Origin of the sequence: Geodermatophilus maliterrae, from assembly GCF_041018925.1 — a bacterium.
GTDB lineage: Bacteria > Actinomycetota > Actinomycetes > Mycobacteriales > Geodermatophilaceae > Geodermatophilus > Geodermatophilus maliterrae.
In genome coordinates, this window is record NZ_JBFNXQ010000003.1 from 83,514 (window position 1) to 106,859 (window position 23,346).

At 74.9% G+C, this 23,346-nt stretch carries 29 protein-coding genes; 11 read left to right on the plus strand and 18 right to left on the minus strand.

The features are described from left to right. Window positions 1-193: 193 nt before the first annotated feature. Window positions 194-691, plus strand: a complete 498-nt coding sequence (locus ABQ292_RS01815) for an ATP-binding protein (protein WP_369202643.1) — start codon at window positions 194-196, stop codon at window positions 689-691. Beyond that, the gene (locus ABQ292_RS01820) at window positions 688-1,599 is read left to right on the plus strand and encodes an RNA polymerase sigma factor SigF (protein WP_369202645.1); all 912 of its coding nucleotides are present in this window, start codon (window positions 688-690) and stop codon (window positions 1,597-1,599) included. Before ABQ292_RS01815 ends, ABQ292_RS01820 begins: the two co-directional genes overlap by 4 nt. Before the next feature lie 82 nt (window positions 1,600-1,681). Here the strand turns inward: ABQ292_RS01820 and ABQ292_RS01825 are convergent, their stop codons facing one another. Continuing rightward, entirely contained in the window at window positions 1,682-2,890 is a 1,209-nt protein-coding gene (locus ABQ292_RS01825) for an SPFH domain-containing protein (RefSeq protein WP_369202647.1), read from the minus strand. 82 nt (window positions 2,891-2,972) lie between these two features. Further along, a complete protein-coding gene (locus ABQ292_RS01830; RefSeq protein WP_369202649.1) occupies window positions 2,973-3,416 on the minus strand; it encodes an NfeD family protein in 444 nt (147 codons plus the stop codon). Between the two features lie 66 nt (window positions 3,417-3,482). Here ABQ292_RS01830 and ABQ292_RS01835 point away from each other — a divergent pair, with 66 nt between their 5' ends. After that, window positions 3,483-4,217, plus strand: coding sequence for an Rv1486c family protein (locus tag ABQ292_RS01835; protein WP_369202651.1), 735 nt, complete (start codon window positions 3,483-3,485; stop codon window positions 4,215-4,217). A gap of 49 nt (window positions 4,218-4,266) precedes the next feature. On the opposite strand, the gene ABQ292_RS01840 is transcribed toward ABQ292_RS01835, so the two are convergent. From ABQ292_RS01840 to fabG, 4 genes are all read right to left on the minus strand, one after another. Continuing rightward, entirely contained in the window at window positions 4,267-5,118 is an 852-nt protein-coding gene (locus ABQ292_RS01840; protein ID WP_369202653.1) for a class I SAM-dependent methyltransferase, read from the minus strand. Window positions 5,119-5,189: 71 nt separating this feature from the next. Then, complete coding sequence (locus ABQ292_RS01845) at window positions 5,190-6,311, minus strand: ferrochelatase (RefSeq protein ID WP_369202655.1); 1,122 nt, start codon at window positions 6,309-6,311, stop codon at window positions 5,190-5,192. Between the two features lie 67 nt (window positions 6,312-6,378). Continuing rightward, complete coding sequence (gene fabI, locus ABQ292_RS01850; protein WP_369202657.1) at window positions 6,379-7,158, minus strand: enoyl-ACP reductase FabI; 780 nt, start codon at window positions 7,156-7,158, stop codon at window positions 6,379-6,381. Window positions 7,159-7,166: 8 nt separating this feature from the next. Then, window positions 7,167-7,880, minus strand: coding sequence for a 3-oxoacyl-ACP reductase FabG (gene fabG / locus ABQ292_RS01855; RefSeq protein ID WP_369202659.1), 714 nt, complete (start codon window positions 7,878-7,880; stop codon window positions 7,167-7,169). Between the two features lie 191 nt (window positions 7,881-8,071). Between fabG and ABQ292_RS01860 the strand changes: the two genes are divergently transcribed. The 3 genes from ABQ292_RS01860 to lipP1 are packed head-to-tail and all read left to right on the plus strand — an operon-like array spanning window position 8,072 to window position 10,569. Then, window positions 8,072-8,341, plus strand: coding sequence for an NAD(P)-binding protein (locus ABQ292_RS01860; protein WP_369202661.1), 270 nt, complete (start codon window positions 8,072-8,074; stop codon window positions 8,339-8,341). A 30-nt stretch (window positions 8,342-8,371) separates the two neighbouring features. After that, complete coding sequence (locus tag ABQ292_RS01865; protein ID WP_369202730.1) at window positions 8,372-9,595, plus strand: flavin-containing monooxygenase; 1,224 nt, start codon at window positions 8,372-8,374, stop codon at window positions 9,593-9,595. A 38-nt stretch (window positions 9,596-9,633) separates the two neighbouring features. Continuing rightward, window positions 9,634-10,569: a LipP1 family hormone-sensitive lipase gene (gene lipP1, locus ABQ292_RS01870; RefSeq protein ID WP_369202663.1), complete on the plus strand. Its 936-nt coding sequence runs from the start codon at window positions 9,634-9,636 to the stop codon at window positions 10,567-10,569. Between the two features lie 56 nt (window positions 10,570-10,625). Here lipP1 and ABQ292_RS01875 read toward each other — a convergent pair whose 3' ends face one another. Continuing rightward, window positions 10,626-11,297 carry a helix-turn-helix domain-containing protein gene (locus ABQ292_RS01875; RefSeq protein WP_369202665.1) on the minus strand — a complete coding sequence of 224 codons (672 nt, stop codon included), beginning with the start codon at window positions 11,295-11,297 and terminating at the stop codon, window positions 10,626-10,628. Window positions 11,298-11,417: 120 nt separating this feature from the next. Between ABQ292_RS01875 and ABQ292_RS01880 the strand changes: the two genes are divergently transcribed. The 3 genes from ABQ292_RS01880 to ABQ292_RS01890 all read left to right on the plus strand — a co-directional run bounded on the left by ABQ292_RS01880 (window position 11,418) and on the right by ABQ292_RS01890 (window position 12,433). Beyond that, window positions 11,418-11,621 (plus strand): zinc-ribbon domain-containing protein, encoded by a 204-nt coding sequence (locus ABQ292_RS01880; RefSeq protein ID WP_369202667.1) that lies wholly within the window; start codon window positions 11,418-11,420, stop codon window positions 11,619-11,621. Window positions 11,622-11,737: 116 nt separating this feature from the next. After that, the gene (locus tag ABQ292_RS01885; protein WP_369202669.1) at window positions 11,738-11,875 is read left to right on the plus strand and encodes a hypothetical protein; all 138 of its coding nucleotides are present in this window, start codon (window positions 11,738-11,740) and stop codon (window positions 11,873-11,875) included. Between the two features lie 174 nt (window positions 11,876-12,049). Beyond that, on the plus strand, window positions 12,050-12,433 hold the full coding sequence (locus tag ABQ292_RS01890) for an STAS domain-containing protein (protein WP_369202671.1): 384 nt from the start codon (window positions 12,050-12,052) through the stop codon (window positions 12,431-12,433). Window positions 12,434-12,442: 9 nt separating this feature from the next. Here ABQ292_RS01890 and ABQ292_RS01895 read toward each other — a convergent pair whose 3' ends face one another. The 4 genes from ABQ292_RS01895 to ABQ292_RS01910 all read right to left on the minus strand — a co-directional run bounded on the left by ABQ292_RS01895 (window position 12,443) and on the right by ABQ292_RS01910 (window position 14,894). Then, window positions 12,443-12,679 carry a hypothetical protein gene (locus ABQ292_RS01895; protein WP_369202673.1) on the minus strand — a complete coding sequence of 79 codons (237 nt, stop codon included), beginning with the start codon at window positions 12,677-12,679 and terminating at the stop codon, window positions 12,443-12,445. Further along, window positions 12,676-13,155, minus strand: a complete 480-nt coding sequence (locus tag ABQ292_RS01900) for a DUF5994 family protein (RefSeq protein WP_369202675.1) — start codon at window positions 13,153-13,155, stop codon at window positions 12,676-12,678. Before ABQ292_RS01900 ends, ABQ292_RS01895 begins: the two co-directional genes overlap by 4 nt. 117 nt (window positions 13,156-13,272) lie before the next feature. Then, window positions 13,273-14,526 (minus strand): RNA polymerase sigma factor, encoded by a 1,254-nt coding sequence (locus tag ABQ292_RS01905; RefSeq protein ID WP_369202677.1) that lies wholly within the window; start codon window positions 14,524-14,526, stop codon window positions 13,273-13,275. Beyond that, a complete protein-coding gene (locus ABQ292_RS01910; protein ID WP_369202679.1) occupies window positions 14,523-14,894 on the minus strand; it encodes a YciI family protein in 372 nt (123 codons plus the stop codon). The genes ABQ292_RS01905 and ABQ292_RS01910 overlap by 4 nt, the downstream gene beginning before the upstream one ends. Before the next feature lie 114 nt (window positions 14,895-15,008). Between ABQ292_RS01910 and ABQ292_RS01915 the strand changes: the two genes are divergently transcribed. Both ABQ292_RS01915 and ABQ292_RS01920 read left to right on the plus strand, forming a co-directional pair. Next, window positions 15,009-15,485 (plus strand): YybH family protein, encoded by a 477-nt coding sequence (locus tag ABQ292_RS01915; RefSeq protein WP_369202681.1) that lies wholly within the window; start codon window positions 15,009-15,011, stop codon window positions 15,483-15,485. A gap of 45 nt (window positions 15,486-15,530) precedes the next feature. After that, window positions 15,531-16,007 (plus strand): nucleoside deaminase, encoded by a 477-nt coding sequence (locus ABQ292_RS01920; protein WP_369202683.1) that lies wholly within the window; start codon window positions 15,531-15,533, stop codon window positions 16,005-16,007. A gap of 55 nt (window positions 16,008-16,062) precedes the next feature. On the opposite strand, the gene ABQ292_RS01925 is transcribed toward ABQ292_RS01920, so the two are convergent. From ABQ292_RS01925 to ABQ292_RS01955, 7 genes are all read right to left on the minus strand, one after another. Further along, the gene (locus ABQ292_RS01925) at window positions 16,063-17,775 is read right to left on the minus strand and encodes a glycerol-3-phosphate dehydrogenase/oxidase (protein ID WP_369202685.1); all 1,713 of its coding nucleotides are present in this window, start codon (window positions 17,773-17,775) and stop codon (window positions 16,063-16,065) included. 44 nt (window positions 17,776-17,819) lie between these two features. Next, window positions 17,820-18,821, minus strand: coding sequence for a class II fructose-bisphosphatase (gene glpX / locus ABQ292_RS01930; RefSeq protein ID WP_369202687.1), 1,002 nt, complete (start codon window positions 18,819-18,821; stop codon window positions 17,820-17,822). Between the two features lie 121 nt (window positions 18,822-18,942). Next, window positions 18,943-19,911, minus strand: a complete 969-nt coding sequence (locus ABQ292_RS01935; RefSeq protein ID WP_369202689.1) for a zinc-binding dehydrogenase — start codon at window positions 19,909-19,911, stop codon at window positions 18,943-18,945. Window positions 19,912-19,934: 23 nt separating this feature from the next. Further along, window positions 19,935-21,224, minus strand: coding sequence for a 3-deoxy-7-phosphoheptulonate synthase (locus ABQ292_RS01940; RefSeq protein ID WP_369202691.1), 1,290 nt, complete (start codon window positions 21,222-21,224; stop codon window positions 19,935-19,937). Further along, complete coding sequence (locus ABQ292_RS01945; RefSeq protein WP_369202692.1) at window positions 21,221-22,165, minus strand: CPBP family intramembrane glutamic endopeptidase; 945 nt, start codon at window positions 22,163-22,165, stop codon at window positions 21,221-21,223. Before ABQ292_RS01945 ends, ABQ292_RS01940 begins: the two co-directional genes overlap by 4 nt. Before the next feature lie 7 nt (window positions 22,166-22,172). Next, window positions 22,173-22,730, minus strand: coding sequence for a hypothetical protein (locus ABQ292_RS01950; RefSeq protein WP_369202694.1), 558 nt, complete (start codon window positions 22,728-22,730; stop codon window positions 22,173-22,175). 9 nt (window positions 22,731-22,739) lie between these two features. After that, the gene (locus tag ABQ292_RS01955) at window positions 22,740-23,207 is read right to left on the minus strand and encodes a hypothetical protein (protein ID WP_369202696.1); all 468 of its coding nucleotides are present in this window, start codon (window positions 23,205-23,207) and stop codon (window positions 22,740-22,742) included. Between the last annotated feature and the right edge of the window lie 139 nt (window positions 23,208-23,346).

Sequence of the window (23,346 nt, forward strand, 5' to 3'; positions counted from 1 at the left end):
GACGTGCGTGTTTGCGCAGCCGGTCCCGGCGGGTAGGCGGGTGTGCTGGACGGCGGGGCCGGCCCCGCGCGCAGCCCGGACCGGGCGGCCGGGCAGGATGGTGCACCAGCAGCCGCGGCCCCGGAGCTCGGTGGCCCGCACGGGCCTCGCGCAGGCGGCCGGCCACGGCAGACGGATGAGGAGCAGACGACGGATGGCGGACTCGAGGAGTGCCCTCGCGCAGGACGGCCGGCGCGCCGAACGACTGGAGCTGCGCGTGCCCACCACGCCGACCCAGCTCCCCGCGGTGCGCGCGATGGCCGGTGACCTGGCCATCCGCATGGACTACGACCTCGACTCGGTCGAGGACCTGCGCCTGGCGGTGGACGAGGCGTGCGCGACCCTCGCCGCGATCGCACTCGGGGACGCCCCGCTGACCGTGGTCTTCGAGACCACCCGCGCCGGGCTGCACATCGACGCCTGGGTGCCGGTCGCCGACGGGACCGACGTCCCGCGCGACGGCTTCGGGTGGACGGTGCTGCAGACGCTGGCCGACAACGTCGACGGTCGCACCGCGACGCAGGGCGAGGTGCCGGCCGGCGACGGCGGCAGCGCGCGCGTCGCCGTCATCTCCATGGACAAGTACCTGCCCGGCCAGCGCCCGGGCGAACTCGTCGGCGGCGCGGGCCAGAACCGCTCGGTCGCCCCGTGACCCCGGCGGCCGCCAGCCACCGGGCCGTCGAGGAGGACCCCCTGTCCGACCACACGTCCGAGACCCCCGAGGGTCCGGCCGAGGAGACGACGGCAGTACCGGCCGCGGACGTCCGGGAGGCGGAGCCCGACGCCCCGCCCATCTCGGACAACCGCCGCCGCGCCGAGCGGACCGCCCCGCTGTTCGCCGAGCTCGCCACCCTGGAGAAGGACGACCCGCGCCGGGAGCGGCTGCGCGAGATCCTCGTCGAGGAGCACCTCCCCCTCGTCCGGCACTTCGCCCGCCGCTTCAGCAACCGTGGCGAGCCCTTCGACGACCTGCTCCAGGTGGGCACGCTCGGCCTGATCGCGGCGATCGACCGGTTCGACCCGAACCGCGGCGTCGAGTTCCTCTCCTTCGCCGTCCCGACCATCACCGGCGAGATCAAGCGGCACTTCCGCGACCAGGGCTGGTCGGTGCGCGTGCCGCGGCGGCTGCAGGAGCTGCACCTGTCGCTGAACTCCGCCGTCGGCGAGCTCGCGCAGAAGAACGGCCGCGCACCGACGCCGTCGGAGCTGGCCGAGCACCTCGGGATCCCGCGCGAGGAGGTCCTCGAGGGCCTCGCCGTGGCCAACGCCTACCGCAGCAGCTCGCTCGACGAGCGGCTCTCCGGCGAGGACGACTCCCCCACGCTGGCCGCCACGCTCGGCGAGGAGGACGCCGCGCTCGAGGGCGTGGAGTACCGCGAGTCGCTGCAGCCGCTGCTGGCCACGATCCCGGCCCGCGAACGCCGCATCCTCATCCTGCGGTTCTTCGGCAACATGACCCAGTCGCAGATCGCCGCCGACATCGGCATCTCGCAGATGCACGTGTCCCGGCTGCTCAGCCAGACCCTGGCCAAGCTCCGCGAGGGCCTGCTCAAGGACTGAGACCCCGGGACGGCGGCCCTCCTGCAGGGTCCCGCCGCGAGCCCGCGAGTGGTGGGGGGCAGGAGGGTCCTTCTCCAGTCGGTCAGTGGCGGCGCGGCGCGGCGTCGGGCTGGCCCTGCGCCGGCGGGACGGCGGCCTCGACCTCGGCGGCGCGGGCCAGGGACGTCGTGTCCGGGATCCCCGGTGCGGGGACGGCCGGCGCGGTGTCGACGATGCTGGAGAGCTCGATCTTGGCCTCGGGCTGGTCGGCCGCCCGGGGCAGCGCCGACTCGAACCAGCCGGACGTGTCCATCTCGGCGGTCGGCCTGCTCGCGCCGTTCCTCGTCGGGTCGACGTCCATCCAGGAACGCCCGTCGCCGTCGGCACCGCCGAGCTTCGCCAGGCCGTCCAGGGCCTTGCTGAACTCGCTGGGGACGATCCACATCTTGTTGGCGTCGCCCTGGGCGATCTGCGGCAGCGTCTGCAGGTACTGGTAGGCCAGCAGCCCCTGGTCGGGCTTGCCGTCGTGGATGGCCTGGAAGACCGTCTCGATCGACTTCGCCTGGCCCTGCGCCTGCAGGTACAGCGCGGCCCGCTCGCCCTCCGCGCGCAGGATGCGGCTCTGCCGCTCGGCCTCGGCCTCGAGGATCGCCGCCTGCTTCTTGCCCTCCGCGGAGAGGATCGCCGAGGCCTTCTGCCCCTCGGCCGTGGTGATCGCCGACTGCCGGGCACCCTCGGCCTGCAGGATGATCGCCCGCTTGTCGCGGTCGGCGCGCATCTGCTTCTCCATCGAGTCGCGGATGGACGGCGGCGGGTCGATCGCCTTGATCTCGACGCGGGCCACGCGCAGCCCCCACGGGCCGGTGGTGCCGTCGAGCACCTCGCGCAGCTGGCTGTTGATGCCGTCGCGGCCGGTCAGCGCGCCCTCGAGGTTGAGCCCGCCGACGACGTTGCGCAGCGTCGTGGTGGTGAGCTGCTCCATGCCCTGGATGTAGTTGGCGATGCCGTACGTGGCCAGCCGCGGCTCGGTCACCTGGAAGTAGACGACGGTGTCGATGCCCACCTGCAGGTTGTCCGAGGTGATCACCGGCTGCGGTGGGAAGGAGATGACCTGCTCGCGCAGGTCGATGGTGGCGCGCACTCGGTCGATGAAGGGCACGAGCAGGGACAGGCCCGGGGAGAGTGTGCGGCTGTAACGACCGAGCCGCTCGACCACCTTGGCCTGGGCCTGCGGGACGATCGTCACGCTCTTGGCCACGACCACGATGAACACCAGGGCGACGACGAGCAGGGCGATGAGGGCGGCACTCACGGGATCCTCCGATCCGTCGCGGACGGTGCTGTCACCGATACTGCCGCCCGCGGGGCCGCGGGTCACGCCTCCGCGGCGCGGGTCACCCCAGTTCGAAGGCGTCGCCCACGACGGCGGTGGCGCCGTCGACCTGGAGGATGCGCACGGTCGTGCCGACGTCGAAGGTCTCGCCGCCGTACTGGCTGCGCGCGCTCCACTCGTCGGCGCCCACCTGGATGCGTCCACCGGAGGCATCGACCGGCCGGGTCACCCGGGCGGTCCGGCCGATGAGCGCCTGCACGCCGTCGAGGTGCCCGGGCACGCGGTTCTCGAGGTGCGCCTTGGCCGCCGGCCGGACGACGGCCACCAGCAGCGCCGAGGCGGCGATGAAGGCCAGCACCTGGACGGCGACCGCGCCCCCGGCCAGTGCGACGAGCATGCCGCCGAGGGCCCCGCCGGCGAACATCAGGAGCACCAGGTCGCCGCTGGCCACCTCGCCGGCCACGAACAGGCCCGAGGCGATCATCCAGAGCAGCCACGCAGCCATGCCCCACAGTGTCCCAGAGCCGCCGGTGCCCGCGGGGACCCTCCGGCGCCGACGTAACCTCGCCCGGTGCACGACCTCCTCGCCGGCCGGTTCGCGGTCTGGGCGACCGCGTGGCTCTCCGGACGCACCGCCTACGACACCGCGCTCGACGCACTGGCCGACGACCGCGCGCACCGCGTCACCGGCCTGCCCGGCAGCGGCGGCGCCGTCCCGCTCGGCTGGGCGCTCACCGCCCTGCGTGGCCTCGGCGAGCGCCGGCTGCGGCTGGTGCTGCCCGTGCCGGGCGACGTCCGCGGGCTGCCGCGCGCGCCCGGGCTGGCCGCGCTCGCGACGGAGGCCGGGCAGGCCGCCGTCGGCGAGCACGTCGCCCTGGTGCCCGAGGAGCTCGGGCCGGAGGTGACCGCGTGGACGGCGTTCCCCCTCGACGGGCTCCCGCCCGGGCCGCCGCCGGTCGAGGGGTCGTTGCGCCGGGTCTCGGGGGCGCTGGACCTCGCCGTGGGCGACGCGGCCCGGACCCTGGCCGCGCTGGACCTGGCCCGCTGGAACCCCGAGGTGCCGGCGCTCCTGGCCGGGCTCGGCACCGCGCAGGCGCCGGGCCTGCCGCCGGACACCGACCCGCTGGCGCTGTCGGTGCTCGCCCGGGCCCGGCGGCTGGCGCGGGTCCTCGACCTCGCCGTGGCCGACGCCCCCGGTGCCGCGGTGACCCACGCGCAGGCCGCCGCCCGGGACGACGCGCTGCGCCCGCTGGCGACCGCCGTCCGCGAGGCCACGGTCGCCGCCTACAACGCCGTCCCCTGCTGACCCCCCCCCCCCCGCCTTCCGCGCGCGGCGGGCCGGCCGGGCGGGAGGCTCACGCGCGCGTGGCCGTCACCAGCCAGGTGGCCGAACCGAACTCGACGCCGTTCGGGCCGGCATGCGCCTCGATGCGCCGCCGCATATCGTCCACGGCCCGGGCCCGGGCGACGTCGTCGAGCCCGTCGAGCAGCCAGCCGGCGAGGCCGAGCACGAACCCCAGGGCGTCGTCGGCGTCGGCGCCCCACCACTCCGGCTCGGCCAGACCCTCGACCTCCACCTGACGGTGACCCGCGGCGGTGAGGACGTCCCGGATGCGCGCGGGGTCGGCGAGGGAGAACGGCCCGGGCGCCCCGGGCGGCGGAGTGGGCGGCGGGCGCCCGGCGGCCAGGGCGCCCAGGATCTCGGTCATCCACTCGTTGGCCTCGAGCGCCTGCCACACCAGCAGGACCAGCCGCCCGCCCGGCACGAGCGCGCGGCCCACGTTGGCCAGCGCGGCGACCGGGTCGGCGAAGAACATCGCGCCGGTCCGGCTGACGGCGACGTCGAACCCCTCCGCGGCGAAGGGCGCGACCTGGGCGTCGGCCTGCTCGAAGCGGACGTTGGCCAGGCCCTCGTCGGCCGCCCGCCGCCGGGCGACCTCGAGCATCGCGGCGGAGAGGTCCACGCCGAGCGCCGAGCCGCGGACCGCGACCCGGGCGGCGTCCCGCGTCGTCCGGCCGGTGCCGCAGCCGACGTCGAGCACCCGGTCGTCGGCGCGCAGGCCGGCCGCGGCCAGGAACGGGGTGTCGTAGCGGGCGATCGACCGGTCGAAGCGGTCGGCCTCGGCGGCCCAGTACGCGCCCTGCGAGCCGTCCCAGGCGCCGAGCTGACCGGCGTTGCCGGGATCGACGTCGACAGCAGGGGTCACGCTGCACCGTCCTCGTCCGGCCCCCGATGGTCCGACGGTCTACTCCGGGACCGCGGCCGGGTCAACGCCCCTCAGGACGGGCGGGCCGCCGGACGCTGGACGAAACAGCAGGCCGCCGGGCAGTTGGTGCCCAGCCGGGGCTGCCCGCCGGCGCGGCGCTCCTCGAGCAGCTCGCGGACCATCGCCACGAACGCCGGGTGGGTGCCCGCGGTGCCGGCCCGCACGAACGCCATCCCGAGCTCCTCGGCGGTCTCGCGCGCCTCGTTGTCCAGGTCCCAGATCACCTCGAGGTGGTCGCTGACGAAGCCCACCGGGAACAGCACGACCGCCGTCTCGCCGTTCTCGTGCAGCGCCCGCAGGTGGTCGTTGACGTCGGGCTCGAGCCACGGCACCGACGGCGGGCCGCTGCGGCTCTGCCACACCAGGTCGACGTCCCGGCCCGGCTCCACGGCGTCCACCACGGCGCGGGCCGCGGCGGTCAGCTCGGCCTCGTAGGCGTGCCCGTCCGGACCGGCGACGGCGGCCATCGAGTCGGGGATCGAGTGCGCCGTCGCCACCAGCCGCGCCGACCCGCGGACGTCGTCGGGCAGCTGCGCCAGCGCGGCGGCGAGCGCGTCCGCGTTGGCCCGCACGAAGCCCGGCGCGTCGAAGTAGTGCGGCAGCTTCTCCGCCGTGGGGCCCCCGCCGGTCGCGATCCGCGCCCGGGCGACGTCCTCGTGGTACTGCCGGCAGCCGGAGTAGGAGGCGTAGGCGGAGGTGGCCAGCACGTAGACGTGCTCGATGCCGTCGTCGGTCATCCGCTGCCAGGTGTCCTCGACGTAGGGGTCCCAGTTGCGGTTGCCCCAGTAGACCGGCAGGTCGATCCCTGCTGCCGTCAGCTCGGCCTGCACCGCGGCGATCAGCGCCTTGTTCTGCTCGTTGATCGGGCTGATCCCGCCGAAGTGGTGGTAGTGCTCGGCCACGTCGAGCAGCCGCTGGGGCGGGATGCCGCGGCCGCGGGTGACGTTCTCGAGGAACGGCATGACGTCGTCGTGGCCCTCGGGGCCGCCGAAGGACAGCACCAGCAGCGCCTCGCGGCGGCCGGCCGGCGCGGGGGCGGACGACGGCGGCGCGCCCCCGTTGTTGCGGACGGCCAGTGACGGGTCCTCGTCGGGTCGCTGGCCGGGGTGGAGGTCGACGGTGGCGCGGGGCACGGACTCTCTTCTCGGGACGGGGTGCGCACGGATGCGCCTGGACGCCGACGGCGTGGCGCTGTGGCCTCTACACGCCGACGGCGTGGAAGCCCCCGTCGACGTGCACGATCTCCCCGGTGGTGGCGGGGAACCAGTCCGACAGCAGCGCGACCACGGCCTTGCCCGCGGGCTCCGTGTCGGTGACCGACCAGCCCAGCGGCGCGCGGCCCTCCCAGGCCTCCTCGAACTGGGCGCTGCCCGGGATGGACTTCATCGCCATGCTGCGCAGCGGGCCGGCGGCGACCAGGTTGACCCGCACGCCCTCGGGTCCGAGCTCGCGGGCCAGGTAGCGGGAGGTCGACTCCAGCGCCGCCTTGGCCGCGCCCATCCAGCCGTAGACCGGCCAGGCGACGGTGGCGTCGAAGGTCAGCCCCACGACGGAGGCGGTCTCGCCGAACAGCGGCCGGCAGGCCTGGGTGAGGGAGGCCATCGACCACGTCGACACCTGGAAGGCGGTGGCCGCGTGCTCCCACGCCACCTCCGGGAAGCCCTCCCCCATGGCCTCCTGCGGCGCGAAGCCGATGGAGTGGACGACGCCGTCGAGGGTGTCGCCGACGTGCTCGCGCAGCCGGTCGGCCAGCGTCGACAGGTGCTCGGTGTCCGTCACGTCGAGCTCGACGACCGGCGCCTCCTGCGGCAGCCGCTTGGCGATCCGCTGGCACAGCGACAGGGCGCGGCCGAAGTTGGACAGGACGACGGTGGCGCCCTGCTCCTGCGCGATCCGGGCGGTTGCGTAGGCGATCGACGCCTCGGTGAGCACACCGGTGACCAGGATCTTCTTGCCCGCCAGGATCCCGCTACCCGCCATGCCACTCATCAGTGCCCCATCCCCAGTCCGCCGTCGACCGGGACGACCGCCCCGGTGATGTAGCCCGCCGCGTCGCTCGCCAGGAAGCGCACCACGCCCGCGACCTCCTCCGCCGAGGCGTACCGGCCCAGCGGCACCTGCCCGAGGATCTCCTGCTGCCGCTTCTCCGGCAGCTGGGCGGTCATGTCGGTCTCGACGAAGCCCGGGGCCACCACGTTGGCGGTGATCCCGCGGCTGCCCAGCTCGCGCGCGATCGAGCGGGCCAGGCCCACCAGGCCCGCCTTCGACGCCGCGTAGTTCGCCTGGCCGGCCGAGCCCAGCAGGCCGACGACGGAGGAGACGAAGACCATCCGCCCCGAGCGGGCGCGCACCATCCTCGCCGCGGCCCGCTTGGACACCCGGTAGGCGGCGGTGAGGTTGGCGTCGAGGACGTCGGTGAAGTCGTCCTCCTTCATCCGCATCAGCAGCCCGTCGCGGGTGATGCCGGCGTTGCTGACCAGGACCTCGACCGGGCCCTGGGCCTCCTCGACCTCGCCGAAGGCCCGGTCGACGGCGGCGGCGTCGGTGACGTCGCACTGCACGCCGAGCAGCCCGTCCGGAGCACCGCTGCCGCGGTGGGTGACCGCCACCCGGTCGCCCTGCTCGGCGAAGGCCCGCGCGATGGCCAGCCCGATCCCCCGGTTGCCGCCGGTGACCAGCACCGACCTGCCGGACTGCCCCATCCGTGCCCTCCTCGACGTCGGCTCGTGTCGGCTCGTGTCGGCTCCCGAACCTAGTCGCTGGTCGCTGGTCCCACCCGGCCGCCGCCGGACGGGCCCGGGGCGGCGCGGACGAATCCGAACGGCGTTCTGGTCAACCGAGCCCGGCCGGTCTAGGTTCGTGACACAGGTCATGCCGTCCCGGGAGGTCCCCCTTGACCACGAGCGAGCTGCCCACCCGCGCACCCGGGCAGGAGGGGCCGCGCGGGGACGCCGTCGTCCCCGAGCACGTCGACGTCCTCGTCGTCGGCGCGGGCATCTCCGGCATCGACGCCGCCCACCACCTGACCACCCGGTTCCCGGAGCGCAGCTTCGTCGTCCTCGACGCCCTGCCGGCGCGCGGCGGCACGTGGTGGACCCACCGCTACCCCGGCGTCCGTTCCGACAGCGACCTGTTCACCTTCGGCTACTCGTTCAAGCCGTAGCGGGGACCGTCGATCGCGACGGCCGAGGAGATCCTCGCCTACCTCGACGAGGTGGTCGAGGAGTCGGGCCTCGGCCCGCGCATCCACCACCGGCACCGGGTGACCGCCGCGAGCTGGTCGACCGGGGAGCGGCGCTGGACCGTCGAGGTCACCCGCGAGGACACCGGCGAGCAGCTGCGCCTCACCGCCGGCTTCCTGTGGATGTGCCAGGGCTACTACGACCACCGGCGGGCGCACACGCCCGAGTGGCCCGGGATGGACCGCTTCCGCGGGGAGGTCGTGCACCCGCAGCACTGGCCCGACGACCTCGACACCGCCGGGAAGCGCGTGGTCGTCATCGGTTCCGGCGCGACCGCGGCGACGGTGGTGCCCGCCCTCGCGCAGACCGCCGCGCACGTGACGATGCTGCAGCGCTCGCCGACGTTCTTCATCGCCCGGCCCAAGACCCACGAGCTGGCGGTGACCCTGCGGGCGCTCGACGTCCCGGAGGACTGGACGCACGAGATCCTGCGGCGGGCGCACATCGCCGAGGGCGACGAGCTGCAGCGCATGTCGTTCGAGACCCCGGACGAGCTGCGCACCTTCCTCATCGAGGAGATGCGCCCGCTGCTGCCCGAGGGCTTCGACGTCGAGCGGCACTTCAGCCCGAGCTACCGGCCCTGGCAGCAGCGACTGGCGGTCCTCCCCGACGGCGACCTGTTCACCGCGCTGCGCGGGGGCACGGCCTCGGTGGTCACCGACACGATCGAGACGTTCACCGAGACCGGCATCCGGCTGGCCTCCGGCGAGGAGCTCGAGGCCGACGTCGTCGTCACCGCGACCGGCTTCGACCTGTCGGTGTTCGGCGACGTCGCCTTCACCGTGGACGGCGAGCCGGTCGACTTCACCGAGCGGGTCACCTACCGCGGCATCATGATCACCGGCGTGCCGAACATGGCCTACGTCTTCGGCTACTTCCGGCACAGCTGGACGCTGCGCGCCGACCTGGTCAGCGCCTTCGTCTGCCGGCTGCTCGAGCACATGGCCGCGCGCGGCGCCGAGGTCGTCGTCCCGACGCTGCGGCCGGAGGACGCCGACATGCCGCTGCTGCCCTGGGCCGACCCGGAGAACTTCAACGCCGGCTACGTCGTGCGCTCCCAGCACCTGCTGTTCAAGCGCGGCGACCGCGAGCCCTGGACCCACCTCAAGGAGTACGTGGAGGAGCGGGACACGCTGCCCGCGGCCGACCTGGACGACGGCCTCCGCTACTCCTGACCCACACCCCCCACCACCCCCCGAGAAAGAGGAGAACCGTGCCGGTCGACCCGCACACCGCCGCCCTGCTGACCGTGCTGGAGCAGTCGGGCATGCCCCCGATGTACGAGGGGACACCCGACGTCGGTCGCGCGCAGTACCTGGCGCTGACCGCCGGCGTCCGGACCCCCGAGCAGGTCGTGCCCGTCGGCAGCACCGAGGAGCTGACCGTGCCCGGCGCCGAGGGCGACCTGCGCGCGCGGGTGTACCGGCCCGAGGGCGAGGGGCCGTTCCCGACCGTCGTCTTCTTCCACGGCGGCGGCTGGGTGATCGGCGACCTCGACACCCACGACAACATGGCCCGCCACGTCTGCCGGGGCAGCCGGGCGGTCGTCGTCGCCGTCGACTACCGGCTCGCGCCGGAGCACCCGTTCCCCGCCGCCGCCGACGACGCCGTGGCCTCGGCCCGGTGGATCGCGCAGCACGTGGACCGCTTCGGCGGCGACGACCGGATCGCCGTCGCCGGCGACAGCGCGGGCGGGAACCTGGCCGCCGTCGTCGCGCAGGCGCTGACCGCCGAGGGCACCCGGCTGGCCGGCCAGTTCCTGATCTACCCGGCCGTCGACGCGATGGGCGAGTACCCCTCCCGCGTGCAGAACGCGCGGGGCTACTTCCTCGAGCAGCCGACGATGGACTGGTTCTACGGGCACTACGTCGGCGCGTTCGAGGACGCGGAGGACCCGCGGCTGTCGCCGCTGCACGCGGCCGACCTGTCCGGCCTGCCGCCGGCGGTCGTCGTGACGGCGGAGTTCGACCCGCTGCGCGACGAGGGCGAGGCCTACGGCCAGGCGCTGCGCGCCGCCGGTGTGGAGGCCTCGGTCACCCGCTACGACGGGCTGATCCACGGCTTCTTCGACATGGGCACCGCCTCGCCGGCCGCCCAGACGGCGATCGACGAGAGCAGCGCCCGCTTCGGGGAGCTGCTGCACCGCTGACCGGCCGACCCGGCCCCGGTCCGCGCACCCGCGGACCGGGGCCGGCCGGCTGGTGCTCACCGTGGCGCGGGAGGGGACGGTGCGTCCGCTGGGCGGGCGCTGACCTCGTCGCCGAGCCCGGCGCCCAGCCGGTCGATCATCGCGATGGCCGCCTCGGTGACCGCCTCGGCCTCCCGGCGGGTGCGGCTGCCCATGACCTCCCGCGCGGCCTCGCCGATGACCTGGGTCAGCACGGAGACGGTGAGGCGGCCGAGGGCGTCGTCCGGCGTCCGCAGCAGGACGGCGTTCTGCCGCAGCCACTCCGAGGCCCGGCGACGGCGCATGAGCTCGAACCCGGGCGGGCCGTCGGCGTCGACGAACAGGCCGCCCACGGCCCGGCCCTCCCAGGAGCCGCGCAGGAAGCCGCGGGCGCCGGCGACGAAGAGCGCGAGCGGCCGGGTCTCCCCCGCCGCGCGCGCCGCCGCCACCGCCCGGGCCGCGCGCTGCTCCTGGCTGCCCTGCCAGTCCTCCCACAGCGCCAGGAACAGCTCGCTCTTGCCGCCGAAGTGGTGGTAGAGGCTGCCCACGCTGGACCCGGCCCGCTCGACGACCTCGGCCACGGCGGCGTCGGCGAAGCCGCGTTCGGCGAAGACCGCGCGGGCGGCGTCGAGCAGCACGCGGCGCGTCTCGCCGGTGCGGCTCCACTTCCACGGGCTCCGGCCAGGGGGTACCTCGACGTCGCCGGGCACGCGCCCTCCTCCGGGTCCGGCCCGGCGGGCCCGGGCGGAGCAGAGCGTAGGGCGCGGTGGGCCGGCCGTGGGCGTCCTGCGCTGGAGGGTGACGGCGGGACCCCTGCCTACGCTGGCGGTGTGTTCTTCCTCTTCGGCCTCGGCACCCGTCAGCAGGACCTGGGCCCGGGGGACGTCCGCACCTGTCCCCGCTGCGGCAACACCACGCGGTGGGCGCGGGTGCGGCAGTCCCGGCAGCTGACGGTGTTCTTCGTGCCCGTCGCCCGGTGGGGACGCCGGCGGCTCGAGGTCTGCGGCATCTGCGGCACCGCCGTCGAGGTCTGAGCCCGGTCGCCCGGCCACCCGGATCGGAGGCCCGCGCGACGGACGCCGACGCCCGCGGCCGCTGGGCGTAGCGTTCGGGCACGGAGCCGCTCAGGCTCCCGACTAGGGAGCGCCTCATGGCCGACAAGTCCCCCCGACACTCGATGTCGAAGAAGTCCGGCAAGTCCCTCAAGGAGAAGCGCTCGGAGCGCAAGGTCAAGGCCGACACCCGGTCGCAGATGGACCGGCTCACCACCACCGACAAGAAGAGCTGAGCCTCCTCCGGCGCTCTGCGGGGCCGGTCGCCAGGACCAGCGCGGCCGGCTCCGCGGCCGTAGGCTCGGCCCCAGGCCCGCGCGAGCGGGCACTGCCCCGGACCCGGCAGCGGCACGTCCGACTGCCCGGGGGCGAAGCGTCACATGGCTGAACGGTCACGGCACGGTCTGCACGTGGTCAGGGAGGACCTCCCGCCGGCCGACCCCCCTCCCCCGGAGGACTGCCCCGAGCGCCTCGTCCTGAGCCTGCGCCAGCAGTCGGTGGTGCTGCGCATCGGAGGTCAGCTGAACGCGGACACCGCGGGCCGGCTGCGCCTGTTCCTGTCGATGTTCACCGTCGACGGCGGCCCCGAGGAACTCGTCCTGGACCTCGCCGGGGTCCACGCCGTCGACGAGGACGGGATGGCGCCGGTCCACGAGGCCGACGACTGGATGCGCCTGCGGCAGGCGTCCCTGCGCCTGGCGTCCGTCTCGCCGGCGGTCGCCGCCCACCTCCGCGACGCCCGCTGCTCCCGGATGCTGCACCCCGACCCGCCGTCGGACCGGCCTCGCCGCTGAGCTCCCCGCTCAGCCCCCGTGCACCGGGCTCGTGCCGCCCTCCTCGCCCAGCGACCACCACGCGAGCTGTCCGGGCGCCAGGGTCACGTGCGCGAACTCCCGCTGGCCCGGCAGGCGCGCCATGATCGTCACGACCTGGTTGCTCGCCCGCGCGGTCACCATCTCCTCGGCCCGGCTCGGGAGGTCGACGGAGTCCTCGACCTCCCACACGAGGTCCGTCCCGGCCACCCGCAGCGTCTTGGTCACGTCGACGACGCGTCGGCGACCGCGGTGGGCCGCTCGACCGGCGGACCGGCCGCGCCGAGCGCGTCGAGCAGTGCGGTGGGTGTCTGCTGGTTGGCGCGGTCACCGGCCGCGGCGAAGGCCTGCTCCGCGGATGCCGCCGTCGTGTCGGGCGGGATCACGAGCAGGTCCACCCGGCCGCGGGCCGGGTCACCGGTCAGGTTCAGCTGGTGGGGATCGAGGCCGCGGAACCAGCCCAGGCGGATGGTCCGGCCGTCGGCCTCCAGCCGCCGTGGCGTCGGGCCCCAGGCGGTGGGGTGGTAGCCCACCCGCGTCACCCTGATCCCCCGGCGGTGCAGCTCCTCGACCAGGCCGGACAGCTCCTGGGACAGGTCCTGGGTGCGGGGCCACCACGCCCCGTCGAGCGTCGTCCGTGGGGACACGGGCTCGATCAGCTCGAGCCGTACCTGGTGCCGGCGGGTGACCCGGATGGTCGTCACGACCGGACCGTTCCGGGCCGGGGGGACGTGCGTGCAGTGGTGAGCCCCATGAGAGGGACCGCCGATCTCCCTCCGCCAGCGGAGGGGCGTGACACCGAGCTGGCGTCGGCGCCGATCTTACTCGCTCCCGCCGGTCCGCAGGCGCTGCGCGCACCGCTCCAGGTAGCGGCGCTCCGGCAGGTTCAGCGTGCGGGAGGCGGCCCGCTCGTACTCGCTGCACGCGGCGCCCGGCCGTCCCGCCCGCTCCAGCAGGTGGGCGCGGACGGCGGCGGTCCGGTGGTGTCCGGCCAGCGACGACCCGGCGACCAGTGCGTCCAGCTCGGCCAGGCCCGCCTCGGGCCCCCGGACCATGGCGACGGCGACGACCCGGTTGAGGGCGACCATGGGGCCGGGGTCGATCGTGCGGAGCAGCTCGTAGAGCCCCAGGACCTGCAGCCAGTCGGTGTCCTCGACGCGGGCGGCCTCGTCGTGGACGGCGGCGATGGCGGCCTGCAGCTGGAAGGCGCCGACCGGTGTCGTCGCCAGGGCGGCGGAGACGAGGGCGACCCCCTCGGCGATCGCGGCCCGGTCCCAGAGCCGGCGGTCCTGCTCGGCCAGGGGCACGAGGCTGCCGTCGGGCCGGGTCCGCGCCGGGCGCCGGGCGTCCGTGAGCAGCATCAGCGCGAGCAGGCCGGCCGTATCGCCGTCCCCGGGCAGGGCCTCGTGCAGCTGCCGGGTCAGCCGGATCGCCTCGCTGCTGAGGTCGACCCGGTGCAGGACCGCGCCGGAGCTGGCGGTGTGCCCCTCGGTGAACACCAGGTAGAGCACGTCGCGGACGGCGGCCACCCGCTCGGCACGGGCGTCGGGCGAGGGCAGCTCGAAACGCGCGCCGCCGGCCCTGATCCGCTGCTTCGCCCGGCTGATGCGCTGCCCCACGGTCGCCGGGGGCACCAGCAGCGCGCCGGCGATCTCCGCGGTGGTCAGACCGCCCACGGCGCGCAGCGTGAGCGCCACCTGGGCGTCCGCGGTCAGTGCCGGGTGGCAGCAGAGGAGGAGCAGTGTCAGCGTGTCGTCGGCCGCGCGGGCGACGACCGGCTCGTCCGGCTCCCGCGCCGCCACCGACTCCTCCCGGCGGCGACGTGCGACGTCCTGCCGCCACGCGTCGGTCCACCGGCGGGTGGCCACGGTGACCAGCCAGCCGGCGGGGTCGCGCGGCACTCCCTCGGCCGGCCACTGGGACGCCGCCGCGAGGAGGGCCTCCTGGACGGCGTCCTCGCACGTGTCGAAGGAGCCGCCGCGGCGCAACAGGGCAGCCAGCACCTGGGGCGTGAGCGCGCGGAGCAGGTCCTCGAGCTGCGGTGTGCCGCACGCCCGGCCGCCGGTCCCGGTCACAGGTCGAACTGGCCGAGGTCGTGGACCGGACGGACCTCGACCGAGCCGGTCGCGGCGTCCGGCGCCCTCGCGGCGATCTCCACGGCCCGGTCGAGGCCGGCGACGTCCACGAGGTAGAACCCGGCCAGGTACTCCTTGGCCTCCGCGAACGGGCCGTCGCTGGTGAGCGTCCGCCCGTCGCGCACGCTCACGAGGGTGGCGGCCGAGGGGTCGGGCAGCCCCTCGGAGACCACCAGCTCGCCCGTGCCCACCAGCTCGTCGGTGAGCGCCAGGTGGGCCCGCCCGAAGGCGGCGCGCTGCTCGTCCGACAGGCCCTCCCAGACCTCGCGGGACCGCGGGTTGCTCTGGATCAGGATCAGGTACCTCACGGGGTCCTCCTCGGGCCGCGGCCTCCGCCGACACCACCGTGTCGAAGCCGGCGGCCCGGCTCCGACACCTCACCGACGGGTCCCGACCGGGGGCCTGGGGAGAGAGGATCGGCCATGACCAGCCTGCAGCACGGACAGCCCGCCCAGGCCACGGGGACGCACGGCGAACAGCAGGTCCGCGCGGTGATCGAGGACCGGAGCCGCGCGATCGAGGAGCGGGACGCCGATCGTCTCGTCGGCCACCACGCGCCCGCGGTCGTCGTCTTCGACCTGGCGCCGCCGCTGCGCCGGCCACCGGCCGAGGTGCTCGACCCCGGCAGCCACCGCGCGTGGTTCGCCACGTTCGAGCCGGGGATGGAGTACGACACCTCCGACCTCGCGGTCACGGTGGACGGGGACCTGGCCGTCGCCCACGGCCTGGTGCGGATGAGCGCGACACCGAAGGGGTCGGCCGAGGGGTTCACGATGTGGTTCCGGGCCACGCTGTGCCTGCACCGGACCGGGGGCACCTGGCTGATCACCCACGAGCACGTCTCCACGCCGTTCCACATGGACGGCTCGTTCCGCGCGGCGGTGGACCTGGTGCCCTGACCGGTGCCGGTGCCGTCCCCGCCGGCGGTGGGGCAGGATCGCGGTGTGCTCACCGACGTCGACCGGGCCCACCTGCGGCGCTGCGTCGAGCTGGCCACCGAGGCGCTGGACGCCGGGGACGAGCCGTTCGGGTCGGTGCTGGTCGGCCCGGACGGCACCGTGCGGTTCGAGGACCGCAACCGGGTGGCCGGCGGCGACGCCACACAGCACCCGGAGTTCGCGATCGCCCGGTGGGCGGCCACGCACCTGTCCCCGGGGGACCGGGCGGCGAGCACGGTCTACACGTCGGGCGAGCACTGCCCGATGTGCGCGGCCGCGCACGGCTGGGTCGGCCTCGGCCGCATCGTGTACGCCAGCTCCTCGGCGCAGCTGACCGGGTGGCTGGCCGAGCTCGGCGTCCCGCCGGGGCCGGTGCGCCCACTGCCGGTGACCGAGGTGGCACCGGGCGTCGCCGTCGACGGTCCGGCGCGGGGCCTGGACGAGCAGGTCCGGGAGCTGCACCGGCGGCTGCACCGCGGCTGAGCCGCGTGTGCCGGAGCCGGTGGGGCCGCCACGGGATCCGCGGCCGGTGCGCCGGTCAGGCCATGCTGGCCGCGCCCACCCGCACGTCCGGCGCGCCCAGGCGTGCGGCGTCGGCGGTGCGGTCGTCCACCTGCTCCTGCGACTCCCGTTCGGCCTCGACCCGCAACCGGTAGTGCGCCACCTCCCGCTCGACGTGCTCGGCGTCCCAGCCGAGCAGCGGCGCGACGATCTCCGCGACGTCACGGGCCGCGGCGACGCCACGGTCGGGCACCTCGATCGAGATCCGGGTGCGGCGGGTCAGGACGTCGTCCAGGTGCAGGGCTCCCTCGTGGCTGACCGCGTAGAGCGCCTCGACCTTCAGGTACTCCGGTGCGCCCGCCAGCGGCTCGCGCAGTGCGGGGTGCTCGGAGATGAGGTCGAAGAGCTCCCCGCTGAGGGTCCCGTACCGCCCCAGCAGGTGCTCCACCGTCGACAGCGGCAGGCCCGTGCGCTCGGCGGTGAGCCGGCGCGCGTTGTGCGCGGCGAGGTAGCCCTCCGCGCCGACCAGGGGGATCCGCTCGGTGATCGACGGCGGCACCGTGCGCTCCAGGCCGTGCACGGCGGAGTCGACGGCGTCCTTGGCCATCACCCGGTAGGTCGTGTACTTGCCGCCCGCGATGACGGTCAGGCCACGCACGGGACTGGCGACCGCGTGCTCGCGGGAGAGCTTGCTCGTCGCCTCGGACTCCCCGGAGAGCAACGGCCGCAGCCCGGCGTAGACGCCCACGACGTCCTCCCGGGTGAGCGGGTCCTGCAGCAGCCCGTTCGCGTGCTCGAGCAGGTAGTCGATGTCGTTGCTGCTCGCGGCCGGGTGCGCCAGGTCGAGGTCCCACTCGGTGTCGGTCGTCCCGATGATCCAGTGGCTGCCCCACGGGATGATGAACAGCAGGCTCTTCTCGGTGCGGGTGATGACGCCGGTGGCGCTGTTGATCCGGTTCCGGGGCACGACCAGGTGGACGCCCTTCGACGCGCGGACCTGGAACTGCCCCCTCCCGCCGACCATCTGCTGGATCTCGTCGGTCCAGACCCCGGCCGCGTTGATCACCTGCTGCGCCCGGATGGGGAACTCGCCGCCGCCCTCCAGGTCGCGCACCCGGACCCCGGCGATCCGGTCGCTCTCCCGGAGGAACTCGGTGACCCGCGTGCTGTTCACGCACAGCGCGCCGTACGCGGCCGCGGTCCTGGCCAGCATCATGGTGTGCCGCGCGTCGTCGACCTGGCCCTCGTAGAAGCGGACGGCGCCCCGGATCGCCGACCGCCGCCCGGACGGGAAGGACTCCGCCGTCTTCCGGCGGCCCAGGTGCCGGAGGTGTCCGGGCACGCCGCGCCCGGCACCCATCACGTCGTAGACGCCGATGCCCAGCCCGACGTAGGCCCGGTCGATGCGCTTCTGCAGGGGATAGATGAAGGGGACCGGCCTGGCCAGGTGCGGGCAGAGGGTGTCGAGCACCAGGCGGCGCTCCCGCAGCGCCTCGAAGACGAGGCCGAAGTCGAACTGCTCGAGGTAGCGCAGGCCGCCGTGGAAGAGCTTGCTGGACCGGCTCGAGGTGCCGGCGGCGTAGTCCCGCGCCTCCACCAGTCCCACCTTCAGCCCCCGGGTGACCGCGTCGAGCGCGGCGCCCGCACCGACGACGCCGCCACCGATGACCAGGACGTCGAGCTCCTCCGCCGCCAGCCGCTCGAGGGCGGCGGCGCGGTTCCCGGGGCTGAGCCGTTCGGAGATGGGCACGGTCGCTCCTGTGCTCGGGTGGCGCCGGACGTCGTGGCGCCTGGTCAGTGGCGGATGAGGTTGGAGCGGCTGCGGTCGTGCCGGGTCTCGATGACGCGGATCGCCCCGGACCTCGAGCGCATGGACAGCGACTGCGTGACCACCGCGTCCCGCTGGAAGCGGACGCCGCGCAGCAGTGCGCCCGTGGTGACACCCGTGGCGCCGAAGAACACGTCGTCGCCCGACACGAGGTCGGTGGTGGTGAGGATGCGGTCGAGGTCGTGTCCGAAGTCCAGGGCGGCGGCCCGCTCGCCGTCGTCCCGCGGCTGGAGCCGGCCGAACAGCTCGCCGTCGCTGCACCGCAGCGCGCAGGCGGCGATCACGCCCTCGGGCGTGCCCCCGACGCCGACCAGCAGGTCGACCCCCGAGTCCGGCTGCCCCACGGCGATGGCACCGGCGACGTCGCCGTCGAGCAGCGACCGGACCGCCGCCCCCGCGCGACGGATGTCCGCGACGAGCTCTGCGTGCCGGGGACGGTCGAGGACGGCGACCGTGAGGTCCTCCTGGCGCTTGCCGAGCGCGCGGGCCACCGCCGCCAGGACGTCCGCGATGGGCGCCTCGGGGTCGACGGCGCCGGCGGCGGCGCCCGGGACGACCAGCTTGTGCATGTAGACGCAGGGCCCCGGGTCGAACATCGTGCCCCGCTCGGACAGGCCCACGACCGCGACCGCGTCGGGCAGCCCCTTGGCGGCGGCGGAGGTGCCGTCCACCGGGTCGACGGCGATGTCGACCTCCGGGCCCGAGCCGTCGCCGACCTGCTCCCCGTTGAAGAGCATCGGCGCCTCGTCCTTCTCGCCCTCGCCGATGACGACGACCCCGGACATGCCGACGGTGCCCAGCACCGGCCGCATCGCATCGACGGCCGCCTGGTCGACCTGGTTCTTGTCCCCCCGGCCGACGTAGCGGGCCGAGGAGATGGCCGCGGCCTCGGTGGCGCGGACCAGCTCCAGGGCGAGGTTGCGATCCGGGTCGAGCGCCGTGCCGGGCCTGCGGGGTTCGGCGGACATGGCCAGCACCTCTGCTCGGGTGATCCGTGGCGTCTCGGTCCCATCGGGAGCTCGCCGCCCCCACGGAGACGACCCTCGTGGACGGTAACGTCCTGTGATCCCGATCACAACAGCCCCGCGGTCAAGCCGTCGCGACGACGACCTTGACCTGCCCGGGCGCGGGGCGGACGGCGTGCTCGAAGGCCGACTGGGCGTCGGCCGCCGGGAAGACGTGGCTGACGTAGCACTCCGCCAGCTCCGGGTGCTCGCGCAGGTACTCCTCGGCCAGGGCCAGCACCCGTCGTCGCTCCAGCGTCACCCCGGACCGCAGCGTGAGGTTCTTGCGCAGCAGCAGGCGCATCGGCAGGGGGTACACGAGCTCGTCCGGGACCCCGAAGTAGAAGACCTCGCCGCCGAACGCGACGGCCTCGACGGCGTGGGTCAGGGTGGCCGTCTGGTGCCCGACCGCCTCCACGACCAGGTCCGGGCGCTCCCCGGCGGGCAGCGACGCCGCCCACAGGTCGCTCGAGGCCCGCACCGGCTCGTCCACCCCGAACACGGCGGCGGTGTCCGACCGGTCGACCCGGTCGACACCCACGACGCGCGCGGCACCGGCCGCCTTCGCGACGTGACCGAACAGCAGCCCGATGGGTCCCTGCCCGATCACGGCGACCGTGCGGCCGGCGACCGGGCGGACCTGCTCCATGGCGTACAGGACGCACGCGAGCGGCTGGATCATCACCGCGGTGCGCGCCGGGAGCCGGCGGTCGTGGGCGTGCAGCCCGTCCCCGTCGCAGACGACGAGCTCGGCCAGGCCGTCGAAGCGGGGCGCCCACCCGACGACGGCCTCGCCCACGCCGACGTCGGGGTGCCGGGAGGCCACCACCGCGCCGGCGACCTCGTGCATCGGGAACCCCGGCGTGCCGAACTCGCGGGCGTCCGGGCCCGCGTCCGGCGAGACCCCACCCCGGAAGAACGGCAGGTCACTGCCGCAGATGCCACCGGCGGCCACCGCGACCAGGACCTCACCCGGCCCCAGCGCGGCCTCCTGCGGCGCCGGGACCTCCGTCATCTCCAGCCGCTGAGGAGCCACCAGCCGGTGTGCCCACATGCCCGCCTCCGCTCCCGGCGCACTCACCACGGCGGACGAGCCGCCGCCGTCGCGCCATCCTCCTGCACCGACCGGGAGCCGGCGCCGCGACGGGAGCGGACGGCCTCGGCCAGCTCGGCCAGCATCTCCTCGGTCGTCCCCGGGTCGACGCAGGCGTCGGTGACGCTCTTGCCGTACTCCAGCCGCTCGGGGTGCCGCTGGTCGAGGTCCTGCCGGCCCGCGACCAGGTGGCTCTCGACCATCACCCCGCGGATCGCCCGCTCGCCGCCGGCGACCTGCCCGGCCAGGTCCCGCACGACGCCCGGCTGGCGCCGGTGGTCCTTCCGGCTGTTGCCGTGCGAGGCGTCGACGACGACCACCTCGGGCAGCCCGCGCGCCGCCAGCTTCCGCTTCGTCTCGGCGATGTGCGCCGCGGAGTGGTTCGGGCCGTCCTCGTCGCCCCGCAGGATCACGTGGCCGGTGTCGTTGCCGGTCGTCGACAGCTGGGCGCTCACCCCGTGGTGGTCGACCCCCAGGAACTCGTGCGGGGCCCGCGCCGTCAGCACGGCCGAGATGGCGGCCTCGATGCTGCCCTCCGGCGAGTTCTTGAAGCCGACGACGGAGGAGAAGCCGGACACCCGCTCGCGCGCGGTCTGGTCGGTGACGTTGCGGGCGCCGACGCCGTTGTAGGTGACCAGTCCGTTGACGTACTGCGGGGTCAGCGCGTTCAGCGGTTCGGCGGCCACGGGGACGCCGAGGACGGTGATGCGGCACATGAGCAGCCGGGTCGCCACGAGGCCGACGCTGATGCGGCTGGAACCGTCGAGGAACGGGTCGTAGGCGAAGCCCTTCCAGTCGACCTCGGTCCTCGGCTTCTCCGTGTAGGTCCGCATCAGGATCTCGAGGTCGTCGCCGTGCCGCTCCCGCATGCGGGCGAGGAAACCGGCGTACTCCAGGGCGGCGGCCGGGTCGTGGATCGAGCACGGCCCGGCGATGACGACCAGGCGGTCGTCGGCACCCCGGACGATGTCGGTCACGGCGTGGCGCCCGGCCCGCGTCGTGGCCGCGGAGGCAGCCGGCAGCGGGACGACGGTCGCGACCGCGGCCGGCGTGACCACGACGCTCAGGCCGGTGATCCGGGCGTTCACCAGGTCGGAGAGGTCGACGTCGTCCCCTCCCCCCACACCCAGCCGCTGCTGCACGGCGGGCAGCAGCTCCGCCAGTGCCGCGTCGATCTGCCCGTTCACGCGCGTCTGGACGTCCAGCAGGTGGTCGGCGATCCGCGTCGCCTCGTCCAGGATCTGGTCAACCGGAATGGGAGCCTCCTCGATCACCACCACTCTCCTGGAACGGCCGGCGGCCCGTGCACCCGGGCTGCCCGACGACCTCGGAACGGCCGGACGGCGCCCCCTCGGGTACCTCTCGACGGGGACCGGCCCAGCCGGCCACGGGTGGCCGCCACGACGACCAGGCCCAGGGCGGCGCTGGCCAGCAGGTGCACGGGACCCACGGTCACCCCGGGGTAGAGCCGGGGCAGGAGACCGTCCCCGAGGAAACCGCTCCCGTCGGTGCTCGCGTTCCCCGCGGCGTGCACCAGGCCGACGACGAGGAGGCTGCCGGTCCGGTTGGCCACCCACCCCTGCAGGAACCGGAACGGCACGGCCGTCGCGGTGATGAACAGCAGGACGGCCGTCCCGCCCAGCCAACCGTTGCCGTACGCCAGGGAGGCGTGCTGCAGCGCGAACAGCGGTCCGGTCGCCAGTGCGGCGCGCACCGGCCCGTGCCGGTCCTGCAGGCGGGTCTGGAGGAAGCCCGTCCAGGCGACCTCCTCCGCCCAGTTGGTGGTGAGGAACCCCAGGAGCACCTGCACCAGCAGCCCGGAGGCCAGGGCGGCAGCGAGCACCCAGCCGGTCCCCTCCGGCGGCCCGAGCAGGACCACGGCCGTCGCTGTGCTGGCCACCGGCACGACGACCAGGGCCAGACCGTACCAGCGCAGGGGCACCCGCACCCGCACCGTGCGGTTCCACAGCGCCCGGACCCCCGCCCGCCCGTCCACGACGCGGGTGACGGCCAGTGCCGGCAGCAGCAGGCCGAGCAGGGTGGCCGCGACGACGAACGGAGCCGTGGGCAGGTCCACGTCGTACCACTCGCGCGCGAGGACGGGCTGGAAGGCGATCGCCTGCCCCACCGGGAAGGACCAGACCAGGAAGCTCGCGACGGGGTGCCGGCGGACGACACCGACCAGCCGGCGCTCCGACACGACGGGCGGACTCATGCCGCGGTCACGAGGAGGTCGTCGACAGGACCGGCGGGGCCGATGGCTCGCTCGCGGCCTGCCGCCGGCGCGCCCGCAGCCGCCGCAGCCCCCACAGCACGGCGGCGTCGCCGATGAGCAGCCCGGTCAGGGCGGGCGCGGTCATCGCCCATCCGGTGCCGTCGCCGACGACGACGCCCCACAGCAGCTTGCCGACGGCCATGAGGTTGAGGAGCACCAGGCCCCAGACCACCGACCGCCGCCAGAAGGCCGCGCAGTAGGCGGTCAGTGCGAGCGGAGCGAGCACCGCCTGCGCGATCTTCTCCAGGTCCCAGGTGCCGGTGAGCCACTCCCGCTCGAAGTCGAGGAACTCCAGGATCTGCGGATCGGGCCGAGCGGGAGCGGGGAACCAGAAGATGCTGGTGGCGAGGGCGACGAGGGTGCCGGCGATGCCCCAGCCGCTGCGGCGGTGGGCGAACCAGGCCAGCGGGAGCAGGAAGAGCGGTCGGATGTACCAGCTCAGCGGGTTGGCGTGGCGGTCGTAGGCCCAGTCGCCGAAGTCGGCGAGGAGCTGCGCGATGTCCATGACGTCCTCCTAGAGACGAGTGGGCGCAGGTGCACGGGAGCCGGTGTCGGCCGGGGTGGGTGCGGGGGTGGCGGGCATCCGGAGGGTCAGGACCACCAGCGCGATCGCGGTCAGGCTGACGACGGCGAGGGTCACCGACTGCAGGACCTGGTCCGCCGCGGTGGGCAGGACCGACACGTGGGCCTGGTGGTAGAGCTGGTGGGGCAGGTTCACCACGACCACGGCCACCCCGGTGGCGCGGGCCACCCAGACGACACCGGTCGCGAGCGCGACGAGCGCGACCGTGCCGACGGCGAGGCCGCCCAGACCGACGTCGCGCAGCAGGTGCTCGTTGTAGGGGCCGTCCGGGTTCACCCAGTGGTGACCCAGCCCGGGGAAGTCGGCGTAGAAGGATGCCGGGAAGACGGCCTGCCAGGACCCCACGGTGAACCCGAAGAGGGTGAACCAGGCCAGCAGCAGCTTGACGGCGAGACGCATGGGAGCCTCCCGGGCGAGCGGATCAGGAAGGGCGCGCGGCCACGGGGCCGCGCTCCCGGGGAGAGCCTCGACGTCCGCCCTTGACGGATCGTGGACGTCCACTTGACGGCCTCGTTCCCAGGCCCGGCCGCGCTCACGA